This is a genomic window from Brevibacterium aurantiacum (genome assembly GCF_003932995.1).
GTDB classification, from domain to species: Bacteria; Actinomycetota; Actinomycetes; order Actinomycetales; family Brevibacteriaceae; genus Brevibacterium; species Brevibacterium aurantiacum.
Genome location: NZ_CP025333.1, coordinates 980810 through 999426 on the forward strand (window position 1 = coordinate 980810; position 18617 = coordinate 999426).

An 18617-nucleotide genomic window follows, 5' to 3' on the forward strand; every position below is an offset into this window, starting at 1 on the left:
GCTGCGCAGTGGATCAGCGGGCGCGGTTGCGCATGCGCTCCATGTCGAGGATGACGACGGAACGAGCTTCGAGACGGATGAAGCCACGAGCTGCGAAGTCGGCCAGAGCCTTGTTCACGGTCTCACGCGAGGCGCCGACGAGCTGCGCGAGCTCTTCCTGCGTCAGGTCGTGAGCAACGAGGACGCCGTCCGGTGCCGGCTTCGAGAAGCGAGAGGCAAGGTCCAGCAGCGCCTTGGCAACGCGACCGGGAACATCGGAGAACACGAGGTCACCAACGGTCTCATTGGTCCGACGCAGACGCTGAGCCAGAGCCTTGAGCAGGTTCATCGCCGCACGTGGGCGCTCATCGAGCCAGGTCGTGAGGTCCTCATGCTTGAGGCTGAGCAGCTCGGACTGAGAGACAGCGGTGACAGAGGTCGAACGTGGGCCCGGATCGAAGAGGCTGAGCTCACCGATGATCTCGCCCGGTCCGATGACCGAGAGCAGATTTTCGCGGCCGTCGGAGGACTCGCGGCCGATCTTGAGCTTGCCGCTGGAGACGATATAGAGTTCGTCACCGGCATCGCCCTCGTGGAAAAGCACGGTTCCCCGACGGAGACTCCGCGGGTTCATGAACTTCATCAATGCGCTTGTGGCCTCATCGTCCAAACCTGCGAAGAGCGTGGCGCCCCGCACAACTTCAATATCCACTGTGTCCTCCTTGTCGTGGTAATCACAGATAAATCTACCTGGTCAACGGTGCTGATACCAGCAAAGGCCCCGGAGTTTGCGGCATTAGTGCAAAACAAGGGGTTTTGTTTGCGTTTCCTCCACCCTCGCCGAGGTGGGCCACGGTTGCGTATGGACGATCCCGTTCGCCGGGAAAGGGCAGCCCCACCTCGGCGATGTGAGGGACGCAACTGCGCAAAGCCGGGGCACAGATTAGGATGGTGAGTCGTGTTGACGGTGGCAGAGAAGAGCGCGCGGAAGTTCGCGAAGGAAACCTCATTGGGCAAGACCCGACGGGCGAGGAAGATTCATCGAATCCTCGCCGAGGTGTATCCGAACGCGAAGTGCGAGCTCGACTTCGAGACCCCGTTCCAGCTCCTCATCGCGACCGTCCTGTCGGCACAGACCACAGACATCCGGGTCAATGCGGTGACGCCGGGACTGTTCTCCGTCTTCCCCGACGCGCACAGCCTCGCGGTGGCCAACCTCATCGAGGTCGAGGAGCTCATCCACTCGACGGGCTTCTACCGGGCGAAGGCCCGCAACATCGTCAAACTCGCGAACGAACTCGTCGACACCTACGACGGCGAGGTCCCCAATTCCTTGGACAGGCTCGTCAAGCTCGCCGGAGTCGGCCGCAAGACAGCCAACGTGGTGCTCGGAAACGCCTTCGACACCCCAGGACTGACCGTGGACACACACATGGGACGCCTGGCACGCAGACTCGGATGGACCGAGGAGGACGACCCGGTCAAGGCCGAGCATGAGATCGCGGCCCTGTTCCCGAAGAAGGATCTCACTCTGCTCTCCCACCGGGTCATCTTCCACGGACGACGTATCTGCCACTCGCGCAGGCCCGCCTGTGGAGCCTGCCCATTGATGGCTCTGTGTCCCTCGTTCGGGGTCGGGGAACTCGATCCGGAGAAGGCGCGGGCAATGTTGCGTTTCGAAATGGCGCCCCAGGCATGAGCGCCAACGCGAGTGAACATCGGCAGGTAGGTCCCAACCCGAGCGATCAGGACACAGTTCAGGCCGCAGACGTCCGTGACGTCGTCCATGACCAGACGCTGCGGACTCAGCTGGAGAATCTGGCGGCATCGAATGGTTCACCAGAGTGGCTGCGACGAACGCCGGCACCGGACGATCATTCGGTGCGTGATGCTGCGGTTCTCATGCTCTTCGGCAGGGGAGGCCAGCCGCGCACAGACGCCGGTCGAGGCGAGTCATCACGCCTGGCAGACTTCGGTGTCGACGTTGACATCGTCTTGCTGCAGCGGGCGAGCACGCTGCGCAATCACCCAGGTCAAGTGGCATTTCCCGGCGGCGGTCGGGACCCGGAAGACGACTCCCTGGTCGCCGCAGCCCTGCGCGAGGCGCAGGAAGAGGCCGGGATCGTGCCCGCGACGGTCGACGTACTCGGGCAGATGGATCCGCTCTACATCCCCGTCAGCAAGTTTCAGGTCACTCCGGTCATCGGCTATTGGGCCCAGCCCGGGGCAGTGCGGGTGATGGACAAATCGGAGTCGTACTCCGTCTACCGGGTTTCTGTCGCTGACCTGGTGGCACCAGCCAATCGGGGCACGTTCTCCCGACCGGACCTGAAGATCACCACACCGGCCTTCGACGTCGGCGTGCTCAAGGTCTGGGGCTTCACCGCAGGCATCCTCGACTTCGCTCTCGACCATCTCGGCTGGGCCGGCGACTGGGACCGCGACGCACACATCGACATCGACTTCTGACCAGGAGCAACACCGGCGAAGAATGTCGTGTCAGTGGCGAAAGCTAGCCTGATGGGTATGAAAGCACAGTCGGTTCCCGAGGTGATCACCGAGATACATCGGTGGCACGAGGTGCTGTCGAATCTGCCTCCGGCCCTCAGCGAGGTCGATGCCATCGACAGGATCACTGCGCTCGAGGAACTGACATCTGCCGCTGCTGCGGCCCAAGCCAGGGAAACCCTGACCTTCGACATGCGTCGACGCAATCGTGAAGCCGAAGAAGGCATGACGAGCAGAAAGCAGGGCAAGGGTGTCGGAGCGGAGATCGCACTGGCTCGCAAGGTGTCTCGGGCCCGGGGGAGCACGCTCCTGAAATTCTCGCGTTCCCTGCTCATCGATCTGCCCCACACCTATTCGGCGTTGAGGACCGGCAGCATCTCCGAAGAGAAGGCTCGAGCCGTTGCGAAGGAAACCGACTGGCTTCCTAGGGACAAGCGGCGACAGGTCGACGAACGCATGGCTGATCGCCTCGCCGAGGTGGGGGTCGGTCGACTTGGCAACGAAGTTCGCGCCCTGGCACAGCAGGTCGATCAGCAGGCGGCCGTGGCACACCTTGAGAAATGCATCGAAGAACGGGCAGTCTCGGTTCGTCCGGCACCCGGCAACATGGCATACCTCAGCGCGTTGCTGCCCATGCCTCAGGCAGTGGCCGTCTACGCGAACCTGAAGAAATCCGCGGCTTCGCTCATCGGGACCGGGGAATCGGGCAGACGCACACAGTCTCAGGTCATGGCTGACCTGCTCGTCGAACGGACCACAGGCCAGGAGTGCGCCGAGGCGGTGCCCACGGAGATCCACCTCGTGATGAACGATGACAGCCTGGTCGGGCCCGGAGACACTCCGGCGTGGCTGCCCGGCGTCGGACCACTCCCTGCCGGAGCGGCACGGAAGTTCGTTGCCGAGAACGAGGCGAGTGTATTCCTGCGCAGGCTCTACACCCGCCCGGACGACGGCCAGCTGGTGCGCATGGACTCCCGCCGCCGGGAGTTCTCGGGACTGCTGCGACGCATGATCGTCATCCGTGACGACGTCTGCCGCTCACCATGGTGCGATGCGCAGATCAAACACGCTGACCATGCCACGGCCTTCGCCGCTGGTGGCGACACCGATTGGGACAATGCCTCGGGCCTGTGCGCCGCCTGCAATTTCGCCAAGGAGCTCAACGGCTGGAAGCACGTATCGTCTCCCGAGAAACTGATCGTGAAGACCCCGACGGGCCACCGCTACGAGACGAGGACCAAGCCGATCGACTCCCGGGCAGGTGTTGGCAAATTCGAAGATGCTGCCGCAACCCACACTGACGCCGACACCATAGACGAGAGTGCAGTGAAGCCGCGCCGGCGATTCCAAGGAATCGACAAAGCCCATGGTCCGCCGCAGCCGAGACGAAAGACCGGCAAGGTGATACCCGATCGCGGGGCAAGCACCGTCGAATATCTGTTCGGTGCGCGGTTCCGCACGTTCCTCTCCACGAATTCGGCTCAATGACTTCGCCTCGAAGAATCTATCGGGGCCATGGCGCGATGTGTCGTAGCGGGAGTTTAACGGCGACCGACCTTGGCGGTGAACAGCCGTGAGGCCCAGATAGCTGCGAGTCCCAGAATCACCGCGCACCACCCGACCGCGAGCACGCCGGAGTTGCCCATCTCGGTGCCGATGAGCAGGCTGCGCAATGCATCGATGATCGGCGTGATCGGCTGGTTGTCGGCAAAGACCGTCAGCCATCCCGGCATCGTCTCGACCGGCACAAAGGCGCTGGATACGTATGGCAGGAACAGCAGGATGAAGCCGTACCCATTGGCCGACTCGGCGGACTTCGACGCCAGTCCGATGGCAGCGAAGAGGTAGGTGATAGCCAGGATGTAGAGCGCAATGAGAGCTATCGTCGCCAGCCATTGACCCAGATCTGCCGTTGGTCGGAAGCCGATGAGCACCGCCACGGCGATGACGACTCCTGTGGCGAACAGATTCTTCAGTAGGCTCGCCACCACGTGTCCTGTGATGACCGCTGACGCCCTCATCGGCATCGCGCGCAATCGATCGACGAATCCAGAGGTCATGTCGTTCGCCACCGACAGCGAGGTCGAGGCTGCACCGAAGCCGGCGCAGGTGAGTACGATTCCGGGGACCACATAGTTGACGTAGTCACCGCCAGGATCGAGCGCACCACCGAACACGAACGTGAACATAAGCATCAGGAGAACTGGCAGTGCAATCGCCATGAGCATTGATTCGACATCGCGGACTGCGTGGCGCAGGCTGCGCCCGATGAGGGCGACTTCTGCGCTGGCCCCCGGCGCTCGGCTGCGGGTTCTGACTCGGTGCGGCTGGATAGGGGCCGAAGAAGGAGCTGGAGAGGCTTCATCGTTCGCAGCGATGGTCCGGTGGTCGGTCATGATGGTCCAATCTCAGTTGTGGGTCGATGGGAGGTGAAGCCCTGTGATGGGTGGGGGAGTCAGTGATCGGGTGCGGGAATCAGCGGTTGGGATTGTCATCGGTTGAGGTGAAGGCCAGAAAGACGTCGTCGAGGCTCGGGGTGCGGAGTGAGACGGAGGCCCCGGGGGAGGCGTCGAGGAGCGGAGTGAGCACTGCCGCGATCCCACGTACGGTTCCGTCTGTCGGTTCCTCTGCCACCGTCGAACCCTCCTCGTCGTGAACGGCGACGGTGTCCTCTCCGACTCGTGCCTTCAGCTGTGACGGCGTTCCCAGCCCCGTCAGCCGCCCTCGATCGAGCAGTCCGATCCGATCGGCTAAGGCATCGGCCTCTTCCAAATACTGTGTTGTCAGGAACACCGTGGTGCCTTCGGCAGACAGCCGTTCAATTTCGGCCCACAGCTCACGGCGTGAGCGGGTGTCGAGCCCCGTGGTCGGCTCGTCAAGGATGAGCACGTCGACGGGCACGACGAGACTGAGAGCGAGGTCGAGTCTGCGTCGCATTCCTCCCGAGAGCGATCCCACCCGACGATCCATGAATGAGTTCAAGCTCAGGCTTAAGGCGAGCTCTTCACTCCGCGCCTTCGCTGCGCGTCGGGAAAGACCGGAGAGCCGACCGAGAAGGACGAGGTTCTCTGCGGTCGAAAGGTAGGTGTCGACAGCCGCGGACTGCCCGGTGACGGCGAAGCGACGCTTCGCCTCGGCGGGATCGGTGCGCACATCGACTCCCATGACGTGCACTGCTCCGGAATCCGTGTTCTCGAGCGTCGTGAGAATGTTGATGACCGTGGTTTTGCCAGCGCCATTGGCGCCGAGCAGGGCGAAGACCTCACCTCTGTGTACGGAGAGGTCGAACTCCTGGAGAACGGTCTTGTGCCCGAATGACTTCGTCACCCCGGCGAACGTGATTGCTTCAGCTGCGCCGCCGACCTTCGCCTCAGCGGACACTGATCCGAGTCCCGGAGTCGAAGCTGGAGCCGAGGTCGATCCTGAGCCTGTGGAGTCCATGAGGTCTGCCTTTCGACGTGTAGAACATACTGTGTAGCACTTAAACTGTATATGACAGTAACACGCAATATATGCCATACACAATATAAGATGAAGAGATGGACAGTGAAGAACCGATTGAGCAGCTTCCGCGCGGAATCGCTTTGGCCTGGGGAGTGGCAGCAACGCCGCAGCGCGGGCCCAAGCGGGAGATGAGCGTTGAGAGAATCGTCGATGCTGCAATCGAGATCGCTGACCAGGAAGGCATCACCGCAGTCTCGATGTCTGCTGTGGCCAAACGTCTCGGATACACACCGATGTCGCTCTACCGCTATGTCAGCGCTAAAGACGACCTGCTGCTGCTCATGCAAGAGGAGGCCACAGGCCTGCCACCCGAGATCAGTGCTGAGGAACCTGCATGGCGAGCCAGACTTGAGGAACTCTACGAGGCACAGACGGAGGTCTATCGCCGCAAGTCATGGTTGCTGACAATGCCGATCACCGGCAGTCCGATCACTCCCAACAGTTCCGCATGGCTCGAGGCCAGTCTCGAAGCGCTGGATGCGACGTCACTGACCGAGGATGAGAAGATGGCCGCGTCTCTGCTGGTGACCGGGGCCGCACGCTGGAGGGGATCCATTCTTGCCGGATATCAGCAGCAGGGACGTGCGAAGGGCTTGAACGACGCCGAGGTGTCTGAGCAGGAATCTCGACTGTTCGACACGGTCATCACAGAAGATGGCTACCCGTTCCTACGTCGGGCTATTGACGCTGGAGTGTTCACCTCGGAATCTGACCCATTCGTCTTCGGCTTCGAGCGAGGACTGGACGGGCTTGCCGACTACATCGAGCTAGTCGGGCGTGAGCGCGCTGGGGAGGCGACCGATACTCATGAAGACACCGAGGCGGTAGGTTCTGCTGGTGGGGCGTCAGGCTCTGCTGGTGAGGCGTCGGGGTCTGAGAGAGTCGCGGCTGAGGGGTCGGAGGATATTCCCGACGGCGACCCGACTGACATGGCCGACAAGAAGTATCGCGACGCGCAGAAGGCGGTTAAGCAGGCACAGAAAGTCCTCGCAGAGGCGCGAAAGCGCGAACGTCAGACTCTTCGCGAGGCCAAGGAACGGGCTGCCAAACGGCGCTGACGGTGAATACACCGGTGGCGCCGGGCTGAGCCCGACGCCACCGAAGTTTGGAGCTATGCTGCTGCGCTTGGTTGCGAGATCTGTCAGTACCGAGGACCTGAAGGGTTCTTCACCGCGCGCTTGACCGAAGCGACCAGAGACTTGGCCGAACCGATCGCTGTGCCCGGAACCGGGTTGCCCTTCTTGAACAGGGGCAGGGCAATCAGAACGAGGATGATGGCAAGCACCGCGAGGATGCCGAAGACAATGAGGAAGCTTCCCCACCACGGCCAACCCAGTCCTTCGTGGAATGCTGCGGCCCCGGCGAAAATCACCATGAACGATGACAAGAACAAGAAGAACAGGGCGACGACGGCAAGCGCCGAACCGATGCCCAAGTTCTTCGCACCAGCGGTCGCCTCTGCCTTGGCCAGCGCAATTTCTTCCTCGGCGATCGCTTTGGAATCGTCGCCGATGCCTTTGATCAGTTCGCTGATCGACCTCTCAGCCATGAGTGCTCCTTATCGACAAAAACTTGGACAATCTTTCTTAAGAGTAGTCTGAACGTGCCTGGTGACCAAAGAGATACGGTCAGTAAAATGAGAAAAACCCGCCAGATGAATCCCGAACGGCTCACTTGGAGCATCCGTTCTCACCGGCGGGTTCGTCTCAGCGCAGGATCAGGACTTCGCCACCGATTCCTCGATCTGGTCCATGACCGAAGCGTCGGCCAGGGTTGAGGAGTCACCCACCTTGCGGTGCTCAGCAACGTCCTTGAGCAGACGACGCATGATCTTGCCTGATCGGGTCTTCGGCAGTTCGGACACGATGTGGACCTTCTTCGGCTTCGCGATCGGTCCGATGTCCTTGCCGACGTGCTGACGCAGCAGCTCAGACGTCTCAGGAGAGTCTTCGACATCGTGGCCCACGATGACGAACGCAACGACGGCCTGACCGGACGTATCGTCGGCGGCGCCGACGACAGCCGCCTCGGCGACATAGGGGTGGGCAACCAAGGACGACTCGATCTCGGCCGTCGACAGACGGTGCCCGGACACGTTCATCACGTCATCGACCCGGCCGAGGAACCAGATGTCGCCATCCTCATCGCGCCTGGCACCATCCCCTGCGAAGTAGGTGTTCTCGAACCGTGACCAGTACGTTTCCTTGAAGCGCTCCGGATCGTTCCAGATACCGCGCAGCATGGACGGCCATGGTTGGCGAATGACGAGGAGTCCGCCTTCGGGTCCCGCTGGGCTGTTTCCCTCATCGTCGACGACGTCGACGGAGATGCCGGGGATCGGACGCTGCGAAGAGCCGGGCTTCGTCGACATGACGCCGGGAAGCGGAGCGATCATGTGTGCGCCGGTCTCGGTCTGCCACCAGGTGTCGACGATGGGGCAGCGCTCGCCGCCGACGACGCGGTGGTACCAGCGCCAGGCCTCGGGGTTGATCGGTTCGCCGACGCTGCCGAGCAGACGCAGGCTGGAGAGATCGTATTTGGCCGGAATCTCCTCGCCCCACTTCATGAACGTGCGGATCGCCGTCGGTGCGGCGTAGAGGATCGTGGCCTTGTACTTCTCGATGATCTCCCACCAGCGGCCCTGGTGCGGCGTGTCAGGCGTGCCCTCATAGACAATCTGAGTGACGCCGGCGGCCAGCGGGCCGTACGTGACGTAGGAGTGTCCGGTGACCCAGCCGACGTCGGCGGTGCACCAGAAGACGTCGGACTCGGGCTTGATGTCGAAGACGGCCTTCATCGAATACAGAACCTGGGTGAGGTAGCCGCCCGAGGTATGCAGAATGCCCTTCGGCTTACCTGTCGTTCCCGAGGTGTAGAGGACGAACAGCGGATTCTCGGAATCGAAGAATTCACATTCGTGCTCGGGGCTCGCCTTATCGACGGTCTCATGCCACCACTGATCACGGCCCTCGACCATCTCGACGTCCTGACCGGTGCGGCGGACGACGAGCACGGTTTCGACGGGAGTGTCTCCATGCGACAGGGCCTCGTCGACGGCGGGCTTGAGGCTGGTGGCCTTGGTGCGGCGGTAGCTGCCATCTGCAGTGATGACCACTCGTGCGTCGGCATCGATGATGCGTGAGCGCAGTGCATCGGCGGAGAAGCCGCCGAAGACGACAGAGTGGGCGGCGCCGAGGCGGGCGCAGGCCAACATCGAAATCATCGCTTCCGGGATCATGGGCAGATAGATCGCCACACGGTCTCCGGCCTTGATTCCGAGGTCGGTGAGCGTGTTGGCTGCCTTGGACACCTCGGCGAGAAGCTCCGCGTAGGTGAAGGACCGGGAGTCGCCGGGCTCCCCTTCGAAGTTGATGGCAACGCGATCACCATTGCCGGCGAGAACATGGCGGTCGAGGCAGTTGTAGGCCACATTGAGTTTGCCGCCGATGAACCACTTCGCGAAGGGCGGGTTGGTCCAGTCGAGCACTTCGCCGAAGTCTTCCTTCCAGTCGACGAGGTCTCGAGACTGCTCGGCCCAGAAGCTCAGGTAGTCGGCATCGGCACGGTCGTATTCGTCGGCCTTGACGTTGGCGGCAGCAACGAACTCTTCAGGCGGGGCAAAGGATTCGGTTTCTGCTGTGTTGTCGGTCATTTTTCCCTCCGGCTTCTTTGATGGATCGAAAATTCTAGTTGCACTGTATACCCGAGCCAGGGGCTCAGGTCACCGTCGTCCGTTCGATGAACGGTGGTGTTCGGGGGTAGCAATCACTCTGCGGGTGTGCTACAGAACACACTCTATGCATCGACCCAGAACAGGGGGAGGCGTTTTCGGTGATTCACTCTTATCTGACAGGCAGCACAGAAGGAGTGCGCAGGGGGTCCTGTTCTGCAAGGATGGGGTCGGAGTCTGTCAGGATGGAAACTAGACTGACACATGGAATTTGACGACCCTGTCCCCAAACGCGACTGGAGTAAGCGATGAGTTCGCCGCAGCACCCAACTGGATCAGGTCCACAGCAGTGGCATGATCCGCACTCGCAGAATCCCGGGCCGAGCAACCAACCACCCTTCGGTCAGGGGCCGGCATACGGATCGGGCCCCGCATTCGGTGCAGGACCTGATCAGCATTCATCCGGACCCGGCGGGTACGGTGGCGGACCTGTTGGTTCGGGAGGACCAGGACCTTACGGTTCGGGCCCTGGTCCGCAGAACTCAGGACCAGGACCATACGGTTCGGGCCCCGGCCCACAGAACTCAGGACCGGGACAATACGGTTCAGCCCCGGGTCCCGGACCTTATGGCTCGGCACCGGGACAATACGGTTCGGGGGCCCCAGGTCCCTATGGTTCAGCACCGGGTCAGTTCGGCTCCGCGGGTCCGGCAGCACAGAAGAGTCCTCGTACCGGTCCGGGACTGCTCGGGCCGCTGACGCTGCGTGATCTGTTTCTGCTCTTCGCCGGGCTTCTCTCGTTGGTCGTCCTCTTTGTGCCGTTCAAGTCAGACGGATTCCTTTCGTGGTCGCTGTGGCATTGGACCGTCGACTCAATGGGCACTCTGACATTCGACGTGTTCGGTATCTGGTTGATCGTGGCGGCGGTATTCGTCAGCAAATTCGGCAATGGCGGACTCAAAGTGGGTTCGCTGAGTCTTGATCAGGCGATCTCGGTCCTGTCTGGCGCCGCATTCACCTTCGCTTTCGTCCACCTGTTGACCTCGGTCCAGTTCTGGCACGTCGGGGCATACCTCGCCTTCTTTGCAGCCCTGATCGCCTTCTTCGCAGGCGTATTCACGATGCTTCCCTTCTTCAACAAGGAATTCGCGATTCGTGATGAGGTTGCCGCGCACCCGAAGGCGCGCCCTGTGACCAAGCACGTACAGCATCCCGCTCCTGTGGCGAACATGCCCGGCGGACACAACGGCCCAGGCGGATTCGGCGCCCCTTATGGCAGCCAGCCCAACGGAAGCCAGCCCAATGGGGCTTTCGGTTCGCAGGGCCAGCCAGGAGCGCCTGCGCATCCAGGTCAGCCAGGTGGCCCGGGCCAGTTCGGTGGACAGAGCCAGTTCGGTCAGCCAGGTGGACCGGATCAGTTCGGACAGCCAGGCCAGCAGGGTCAGCCGGGACAGTTCGGTGCTTCCGGAGGCTCGGGGCCAGCAGATCAGTTCAACCAGCACAACCAGGTCGGCAGCGCCGGTCAGTTTGACGGAGCAGGTCAGCCCGGTGGACCGGGCCAGGTCGACGAATTCGGCCAGAATGGCCAGCCTGATGGCCAGGACCAGTTCGGCCAGCCCATCGGGTCTGAGCAGAACAGCCCTTATGCTCCACCAGAGGAACAGGCACAGGGATCGTCGTTCGAATCCGCACCGGGTGCAGGTGAATCGGCGGATCAGGCAGTGCAGAGCACCGGGTCAGGTCAGACCTACCTGGGCGCTCAGCACTCACAGGACCCGAAGCATACGCAGAGTGAACCGACGCAGACATTCGGCTTCGGCGCTCATCGTGAAGAATCCCCGTGGAGCAATGACGGTGAGACTGCAGTGCAGGCTCCTGTGCCTGCTGACAGCTCGGGCTCCAGCGATGCTCGTATCTCGAGCGACCCAAGTGATGCGAGCGCAGACAGTTCAAATGTCAACAGCTCAAATGCAGACAGCTCGAGTGCCACCGAGTCGAAGGTCGAGAGCGGCAATGACGATTCTTCGAATGCAGGCACGGCCGCAGCCGTTGCTGGTGCGGGTGCTGTCGGCATCGGGGCAGCCGCTGCCGGAGTCGCCTCAGCCCACTCGGATTCTGACAAGGGATCGGAATCTGACCGAGGTTCAGGTTCCGACCGAGTTTCCGACACCGATCGCGGTTCGGAATCCGATCGTGGATCGGATTCGGCATTGATCTCGGATTCAGAACGTCGTCGTGGACGCCACGCCGCGCCCAACGCGGACACCGACCCCGAGTCGGAAGGCGGACCGATTGCCAGCGGGGCCGACCGAACAGCGGGCGGCTCAGACCGCACGGTGAATGCTGACCGTGAGGACACCGTCGGCCGTGGCGATCGTGCACACAACGATTCAGGTGCAGCTGTGACTTCAGACCAAGATGACTCCTCGGCGCTGACCGGTGACGATTCCGTGACTCCTGCAGAGTCCAGCTCGTTCGCCTCGAAGGTCAACGCTCATGACTCGGACACCAATGTTCGTGCCTCTGACGGAGTTGCGCTCAAGCCTGACGATGACTCGGCTGACTCCGAAGTTTCGGCCAACTCGGCCAGCCCAGCCGACTCTGCGCACGATGATCGGTCCGAGGCACGCTCGGATGCCGATGACGTTCGCCGAAACGACTCCCGCGTTGATGGCTCCCGCCCCGGGGCAACCGATGACGACGCCACTGTCGTCAACGGTCCCGCTGCAGCAGGCGCTGCTGAGTCCGGGTCGGAAAGAACTGCTCACCCGGAAGCCGACGAGCCGACGCAGTATGTGCCTGTGGCCAGCTACGGCAACAGGGACTCGGCGCCTGAGCAGGCGGAAGGCCGCGGCGGAGACAACGCACGGAACGCACCTTCGGCCCCTCAGTTCGGAGGCGGCAACGCCTCATCGAATGCTGTGTCGAACGACTCCGCGGTTGATGAAGATGAGACCGTCGTCCAGAGCGCGGTTCAGCCGGGCGGCAGCCCGGACGAACGTTCGGATCGCCGGGATGAGAATCAGAACGACTCCGGTCAGGATGGCTCCGACCGCGGCTCGGGCCAGAGTGTCATCCAGGCGTTCTGGTTCGCCGTTCCCGAACCGCGCGAAGCCGTTGACGCGACCACCGGTATGCCGGTGTTCACGATCTACCCCGGTGACTGGTTCCTCGGCCTCGAAGACAACGGTTCGTGGTTCAAGGTCCGCGACTCCGACGGTCGCGAAGGACTCCTGCGCAACACCGAAGGCGTCCAGCGAGGCTGAACCCACAACGGTCGACTCGTGCGCTCGGGCTGTGGACAACACTCCGAGCGCACGCCGTCCGACCAGCTGAGCTGATTCCCTCAGCCTGAGCCCGCAAGGGTTTTGAACAGGGGAGACGCTCACGCCGACCGAAAAGGGGCGGCTCCTGTGACTTAAGTGCACAGGAGCCGCCCCTTTTGCATTCTGTCCACAGGTTCCCCTCCGGCACTGTCCTCATCCCGGGCCGGATGTCCAGGCTGTCATCATGCAGGTAGCAATCATCACCGACCTCGGCGCCATCACCGACGAATGCGCACGAGTCGCCGAAAGCATCGGCATCTCCCTCAAGGTCCTGCCTCCCGACTCGGGCGGCTGGCAGAACGCGTCTCTCATTCTCCTGGGCGAGGATGTCCGCGAAGCTCCGGCCACGGACCATGCTGATCGCATTCTCGTCGTCCTTGACGGGGATGAACCCAGCTCGGCATGGAAACGAGCGGCCCACCTCGGCGTCGAACAGTTGGCAGTCCTGCCCTCCGCAGCGGAATGGCTGAGCGGCCGCATGATCGCAGCCGTCGAACCCCCGGTGGCACCCGGTGTCACCGTCGGAGTCGTCGCCGGATGTGGAGGGGCCGGTGCCTCGGTGCTCTCCTGCGCACTCGCTCGCCGCGCAGGACCAGATGTGAGCACGGTCCTCGTCGATGCCGATCCGCTGGGCGGAGGACTCGATCTGGTGTTGGGCGCCGAGCAGGTTCCCGGACCGCGCTGGGCCGATCTCAGCGCCTCACGCGGTCAACTTCGTCCCTCGACGCTGAGCCAGGCACTGCCTCGCCACGAGGGCCTGGCGATCCTGTCATGGGGGCGCGATGACATCCTCGAGCTCGATCCCGATGTCTTCGACGACTTCCTCGCCGCCGCCGGACAGGCCTTCGACCTCGTCATCGTCGACCTGCCACGACACGCCCCACCTCAGTGGACGCGCCGCTGCCATCACGTCCTCCTCGTCTCCCCGGCACGGGTCCGCTCCGCAGTCGCAGCATCCCAAGTCGCCAAACGTCTGTCCCAATCTCACCCCGACGTTCGTCTCGTCGTGCGCGATACCGGCGCCGGAGGCCTCGACGCCGAGCTGCTTGCCGATTCCATCGGACTCGATCTTGCTGGCAGCATCCGCGACGATCGCGGCCTGTCCGCAGCAGTCGATCGAGGAGAAGGCATCCCCGGCGGGGCACGACTGGGCAAGCTCGTCGACCGGCTTCTGGGGGAGTGGGTGGAATGAGCGAATGGCTCGACGCCTCGCTCGTGGCTGAGGTCCGCAAGACTCTGCTCGACAATCCTGGGCCCGTGACGACGGCAGCCGTCGCCGAGGCGGTCCAACGTACCGGTCGGGTGCTCGGTTCCAGCGCCCTCCTCGAACTCGTGAACAGGTTGTCCGCGCAGCTGTCCGGAGCTGGACCCCTCCAATCCGTGCTCGAAGTTGCTGACACCACTGACGTCTTCGTCAACGGTCCGCGAGAGATCTTCGCCGACGTCGGCACAGGGCCCAGGCTGCTCGACCTGTCCCTGGGCTCGGAAGACGAAGTGCGCTCGCTGGCCGTGCGTCTGGCGGCACTGGGCGGTCGGCGTCTCGACGATTCGAGTCCGTTCGTCGATGTCAGACTGCCCGACGGAGTACGCATGAATGCGATCGTGCCGCCCATCTCCGGAGACCACACGACGATCTCCTTCCGCGTTCCCCGCCACGCCGGCTTCACCTTCGAACAGCTGCGCACTGGCGGGTTCATCCCTGACGACGTCCACGAAATTCTCAGCACAGCGGTACGATCCCGTGCCAACATCCTCATCTCCGGCGGTACAGGAACCGGGAAGACGGTCCTCCTCGGCGCGCTTCTGGGTCTTGTCGATTCGGATCATCGCATCGTCATCGTCGAAGACTCCCGTGAACTCATCGTCGGACACTCCCACGTCGTCCAGCTCGCCGCCCGCCAGGCCAATGTCGAAGGCGGAGGCGAGGTGACACTGACCGACCTCGTGCGCAACGCCCTGCGGATGCGGCCGGACCGCCTCGTCGTGGGGGAGTGTCGAGGTGCCGAGGTCAGGGACATGCTCACGGCGCTGAACACCGGTCACGAGGGTGGCAGCGCCACGATCCACGCGAACACCGCTGAAGCTGTTCCCAGCCGTCTCGCGGCGCTGGGAGCACTGGCGAACATGAGCCCACAGGCCGTGTTCTCACAGTTCTCGACCGCCATAGACCTAGTCATCCACTTGCGACGGGTCGGCGCGGACCGAGGAATCACGGAATTGGCGATTCCCACCCGGGAGAGCAGCAGCGGAGTGACGATGGAGCCTGTGTGGGGTCGACCATCTCCGCTGTCCGAGGGGACTTTCAACCGTCGGGCCTTGAGTCGGTTCGAAGCCGTGCTCGAGCAGAAAGCCGCCTGATGGTCACCGTCATCGCAGTGCTCGTGGCGTTGAGCGTCATTCTCAGCGCACCGCTGGACCCGGCTTCGCGACTCCAGGATCTGCTCCGCACCCGCACCACCAGCAACGAGCCCCGCCGAGCTGGGCGGCGTGCCAAGGAAGATCCTGAGCAGGAGAAGCTGTGGGCCATCTCTGCGGTGGAGAACTGTGCACATCTGCTCAAGGTGGGAATGACTCCGCAGGCAGTGATGGCGACCCTGAGCAGGCAGAACGCGCAGCTGGCACCGATTTCGCGAGCGATCTCACTGGGCGAGGAACCCGGCCGAGCCATCGCCACCAGAGGAGCCGAACTGCCGGGCGCAGCCGCCGAGGTGTTCGCCGGCATGTCATCCGTGTGGACCGTGTCTGAACGATCCGGGGCACCCGCCGCCGACATGATTCTGCGCTATGCGCGGGCACAGCGCAGCGCTCTGGACGCCGATCGGGAGAGACACATTGCGATGGCCGGGCCCAAGGCGACAGTCCGAGTCCTCAGTTGGCTGCCGCTGATCGGCGTCGGTCTCGGTCTGCTCATAGGCGTCAAACCAGCAGAGCTGTTCTCAGGACTGCCCGGCCAGCTGAGCATCGGCGGCGGCATCGTTCTCTACCTCCTTGGACGCTGGTGGATGAGACGGATGATGGTACGAGCGGAGGCCTGATCGGCATGGTTGCACTCCTCGTGGGAGTCCTCATCGCATTCGGAGTTCTGCTGTGGTCGGGCAGATCCGATGGTCGGCTGCGGCGTCTGTTGGACGTGCCGGGACAGCGTCGGCGACATGGTGTTGAACTGTCCAAGGCGGAACTGCAGAGAGAATCTGGCGCCTCGCCGCGGGTGGTTGATGACCTGCTCGCCTTCGACCTTGATCTTGTGGCTATCTGCCTCACCTCCGGACTGCCGATCCCGGTCGCCCTGGCGTTGACCGCAGAGGCGACAGGGGACCGGTCGGGCCTGGGCCGGGCCGCACGGTCCATGACGATCGGAGGTCAGGAGCTCTCAGATGATGACCGACTCCTGCCCGTCCTCGAGGTCTTCGAATTCTCCGAGCACACCGGAGTCGGGCCCGCCCCACTCATCGAGTCCGTCGCGAAGGAGCTGCGGGATTCCTCCCGTCGACGCAGGCAGGAAGCGGCTGCGGCTCTGGGCGTGAAACTCGTCGTGCCGCTCGGAGTCTGCATCCTTCCGGCCTTTCTGCTGCTCTCTGTCGTTCCCGTGGTCATATCACTGCTGTCGGACCTGACGACTGTGTTCTTCTGACCGATCCCGCCCTGCGTTCCGGTCGACTCAGGCATTTGCTGACTGAGCGTTCAGCCGGCCTTGGTAAAGTCGAGGAATGGCACCGGTTACGCCCTTCAATCAACTGTCCAACGTCGAACAAGCCGAAGAATACGCCGAAAACCTCTTCACAGGTCGACACGTACGGCTCCGTCCACTGCAGGAAGACGATCTTCCCTACCTTGAACAGTGGTGGTTCGACCCCTCGATCGTGGTCCTGCAGAATCACACTGTCCTTCCACGTCCCGAAGGCGGCGTCTCCGAACAGTTCTCACTGTGGAGCGCAAACAAGGACACCGACGCGGTCGGCTTCAGCATCGAGCTGCTCGAAACCGAGGAGTTCGTCGGCCACGTGACACTCTTCGCGCGGAGCTCGGTCAACCAGTCTGCCACCCTGGCAATCGTCCTCGGCCCGGAATTCCACGGTCGCGGCTACGGCTCCGATGCTGTGAGGCTGGGCATCAAGTACGGTTTCCTGCAGCTGGGACTCAATCGTATCGAGCTGCAGACCTGGGCATTCAACACCCGAGGCATCGCCTCCTACACCAAGGCCGGATTCGTCGAAGAAGGACGCCGTCGTGAGGCTGTCTTCTTCAACGGCCGCCGTCACGACGAGGTCATCATGGCGATCCTCAAGGAGGAGTGGGCCGGGCGAGGCTGACGCTCTGACCCACACGCTCGCGGTCTCATGGGCCGAGCAGGCTGCTTCGTGAGCCGTGCCGAGCCGAGAGCCGACTCGAGTGCGCAAGCCTGTTGATTTCGGCACCACTCGAGTGCGTTTGAGCTGTGGACGGTCACTGTCTATCCACAGCCCGATTGTCGACTCTCGACGTGGGTGTGCGTCTCATCCAACACTGAAACTCCCTTCGCAGACCGCGAATGGGGGCTTCAATGAGGAGGAGACTATGAGCATAGGAACAACGACGAAGGACTGCGACGGTCCGCCCTACCCGCAATGGGGTGAGGCACGCCGCGTCGACACCAAGGACATCGACTCGGATTCCGATACTGGTGCGGTTGACAGCAATGCTGAAGAACCGTTGCGCGGCGACGGGACTCCGGAACAGTGGGGCCCAGATGCGGGAGCGACGACCGCAGAGTATGCGATCACCACGCTTGCCGCCTGCGGGTTCGCCGCACTGTTGGTCGTCATCTTGAAGTCGGAACCGATCAAGGAACTCGTCACCGGCGTGATCCAGACGGCCCTCGGCCTCGGAGCCTGACATGACGACCGGATGCTCCTGTGAACCGCGACGATCGAAGCGGCACCGGGACGCGGGAACGGCCACCGCAGAGTTCGCCGTTGTCATGCCCGCCATCGTGCTTCTCATCGTCGTGCTTGCAGGGGCAGCCGCCGTCGGCTTCTCACAGCTGAGAGCCTTCGACGCAGCCAGATCTGCGGCCAGGGAGATCGCCCGCGGGGAACCACAGGCAGCGGTCGTCACCGAAGCCAAGAAGCACGCCGGGCAAGCCTCCGAGGTGTTGGTGCGCTCCGAGGGCGGATACTCGACGGTGACCGTGACCATCGAACTTCCCGCAGCGATCATCTTCCTCAACGAGGTCGAGGCGGCTGCAACGGCGCGAACAGAGGGAGACCGCTCCTCCACCAGTGAGGCTCAGCGCCTGCCTGCAGCAGGAGCCCTGTCGTGACGAACATCGTTGTCGGCCTGTGTTCAATGATCCTGGTCCTCGTCACCGCCATCGGCGGACTCAGCCAAGCCTTCGCCGCCCACAGCACCGCGCAGAGTGCGGCCGACCTTGCGGTGCTCGCGGCAGCCGACGCGGTTCGCGGACTTGCCACGGGCGAACCCTGCGACATCGCCAAGCAGGTCGCTCGGCGCAATGGTGCAGTCGTCAGCGACTGCCGAGCATCAATGTCAGAACAGAGCGCCTATGTTCAGGTCGAGGTTGAGATCCCAGGACCGCTGCCGAAAGTGAAGGAGAAGGCCGTGGCCGGGAAGTAGAACGGGCCGTCAGCTCC

18 protein-coding genes are annotated in these 18617 nt (G+C 62.9%); 13 read left to right on the top strand and 5 right to left on the bottom strand.

What is annotated here, in order from left to right:
• Positions 1-13 precede the first annotated feature (13 nt).
• On the bottom strand, positions 14-691 hold the full coding sequence (locus CXR25_RS04480; RefSeq protein WP_069599638.1) for a Crp/Fnr family transcriptional regulator: 678 nt from the start codon (positions 689-691) through the stop codon (positions 14-16).
• 246 nt (positions 692-937) lie between these two features.
• Between CXR25_RS04480 and nth the strand changes: the two genes are divergently transcribed.
• Genes nth through CXR25_RS04495 form a run of 3 tightly spaced genes read left to right on the top strand, consistent with a single transcriptional unit; the run spans position 938 to position 3975 of the window.
• Positions 938-1678, top strand: a complete 741-nt coding sequence (gene nth / locus CXR25_RS04485; protein ID WP_009883344.1) for an endonuclease III — start codon at positions 938-940, stop codon at positions 1676-1678.
• Positions 1675-2448 carry an NUDIX hydrolase gene (locus CXR25_RS04490; RefSeq protein WP_125240449.1) on the top strand — a complete coding sequence of 258 codons (774 nt, stop codon included), beginning with the start codon at positions 1675-1677 and terminating at the stop codon, positions 2446-2448. Before nth ends, CXR25_RS04490 begins: the two co-directional genes overlap by 4 nt.
• Before the next feature lie 57 nt (positions 2449-2505).
• A complete protein-coding gene (locus tag CXR25_RS04495; protein ID WP_096158371.1) occupies positions 2506-3975 on the top strand; it encodes an HNH endonuclease in 1470 nt (489 codons plus the stop codon).
• Positions 3976-4028: 53 nt separating this feature from the next.
• Here the strand turns inward: CXR25_RS04495 and CXR25_RS04500 are convergent, their stop codons facing one another.
• Both CXR25_RS04500 and CXR25_RS04505 read right to left on the bottom strand, forming a co-directional pair.
• Positions 4029-4883: an ABC transporter permease gene (locus CXR25_RS04500; RefSeq protein ID WP_009883347.1), complete on the bottom strand. Its 855-nt coding sequence runs from the start codon at positions 4881-4883 to the stop codon at positions 4029-4031.
• 79 nt (positions 4884-4962) lie between these two features.
• Entirely contained in the window at positions 4963-5928 is a 966-nt protein-coding gene (locus CXR25_RS04505; RefSeq protein ID WP_096160259.1) for an ABC transporter ATP-binding protein, read from the bottom strand.
• A 98-nt stretch (positions 5929-6026) separates the two neighbouring features.
• Here CXR25_RS04505 and CXR25_RS04510 point away from each other — a divergent pair, with 98 nt between their 5' ends.
• Positions 6027-7049, top strand: coding sequence for a TetR family transcriptional regulator (locus CXR25_RS04510; protein WP_125240450.1), 1023 nt, complete (start codon positions 6027-6029; stop codon positions 7047-7049).
• Between the two features lie 83 nt (positions 7050-7132).
• Here the strand turns inward: CXR25_RS04510 and CXR25_RS04515 are convergent, their stop codons facing one another.
• Together CXR25_RS04515 and acs are read right to left on the bottom strand one after the other, a co-directional pair.
• Entirely contained in the window at positions 7133-7540 is a 408-nt protein-coding gene (locus CXR25_RS04515) for a phage holin family protein (protein ID WP_009883350.1), read from the bottom strand.
• A gap of 168 nt (positions 7541-7708) precedes the next feature.
• Positions 7709-9643, bottom strand: coding sequence for an acetate--CoA ligase (acs, locus tag CXR25_RS04520; protein ID WP_101598196.1), 1935 nt, complete (start codon positions 9641-9643; stop codon positions 7709-7711).
• A gap of 893 nt (positions 9644-10536) precedes the next feature.
• Between acs and CXR25_RS04525 the strand changes: the two genes are divergently transcribed.
• From CXR25_RS04525 to CXR25_RS04565, 9 genes are all read left to right on the top strand, one after another.
• A complete protein-coding gene (locus tag CXR25_RS04525) occupies positions 10537-12927 on the top strand; it encodes a hypothetical protein (protein WP_125240451.1) in 2391 nt (796 codons plus the stop codon).
• A gap of 244 nt (positions 12928-13171) precedes the next feature.
• On the top strand, positions 13172-14179 hold the full coding sequence (gene ssd / locus CXR25_RS04530) for a septum site-determining protein Ssd (protein WP_096158374.1): 1008 nt from the start codon (positions 13172-13174) through the stop codon (positions 14177-14179).
• On the top strand, positions 14176-15345 hold the full coding sequence (locus CXR25_RS04535; RefSeq protein ID WP_009883355.1) for a TadA family conjugal transfer-associated ATPase: 1170 nt from the start codon (positions 14176-14178) through the stop codon (positions 15343-15345). The genes ssd and CXR25_RS04535 overlap by 4 nt, the downstream gene beginning before the upstream one ends.
• On the top strand, positions 15345-16022 hold the full coding sequence (locus CXR25_RS04540; protein ID WP_069599644.1) for a type II secretion system F family protein: 678 nt from the start codon (positions 15345-15347) through the stop codon (positions 16020-16022). Before CXR25_RS04535 ends, CXR25_RS04540 begins: the two co-directional genes overlap by 1 nt.
• 5 nt (positions 16023-16027) lie before the next feature.
• The gene (locus tag CXR25_RS04545; protein WP_096146619.1) at positions 16028-16618 is read left to right on the top strand and encodes a type II secretion system F family protein; all 591 of its coding nucleotides are present in this window, start codon (positions 16028-16030) and stop codon (positions 16616-16618) included.
• Positions 16619-16694: 76 nt separating this feature from the next.
• A complete protein-coding gene (locus CXR25_RS04550; protein WP_096146620.1) occupies positions 16695-17297 on the top strand; it encodes a GNAT family N-acetyltransferase in 603 nt (200 codons plus the stop codon).
• A 244-nt stretch (positions 17298-17541) separates the two neighbouring features.
• Positions 17542-17859 (top strand): DUF4244 domain-containing protein, encoded by a 318-nt coding sequence (locus tag CXR25_RS04555; protein WP_009883359.1) that lies wholly within the window; start codon positions 17542-17544, stop codon positions 17857-17859.
• Between the two features lies 1 nt (position 17860).
• Positions 17861-18286 (top strand): TadE family protein, encoded by a 426-nt coding sequence (locus CXR25_RS04560; protein WP_096158375.1) that lies wholly within the window; start codon positions 17861-17863, stop codon positions 18284-18286.
• Positions 18283-18600, top strand: a complete 318-nt coding sequence (locus tag CXR25_RS04565; protein WP_009883361.1) for an Rv3654c family TadE-like protein — start codon at positions 18283-18285, stop codon at positions 18598-18600. Before CXR25_RS04560 ends, CXR25_RS04565 begins: the two co-directional genes overlap by 4 nt.
• Positions 18601-18617 lie beyond the last annotated feature (17 nt).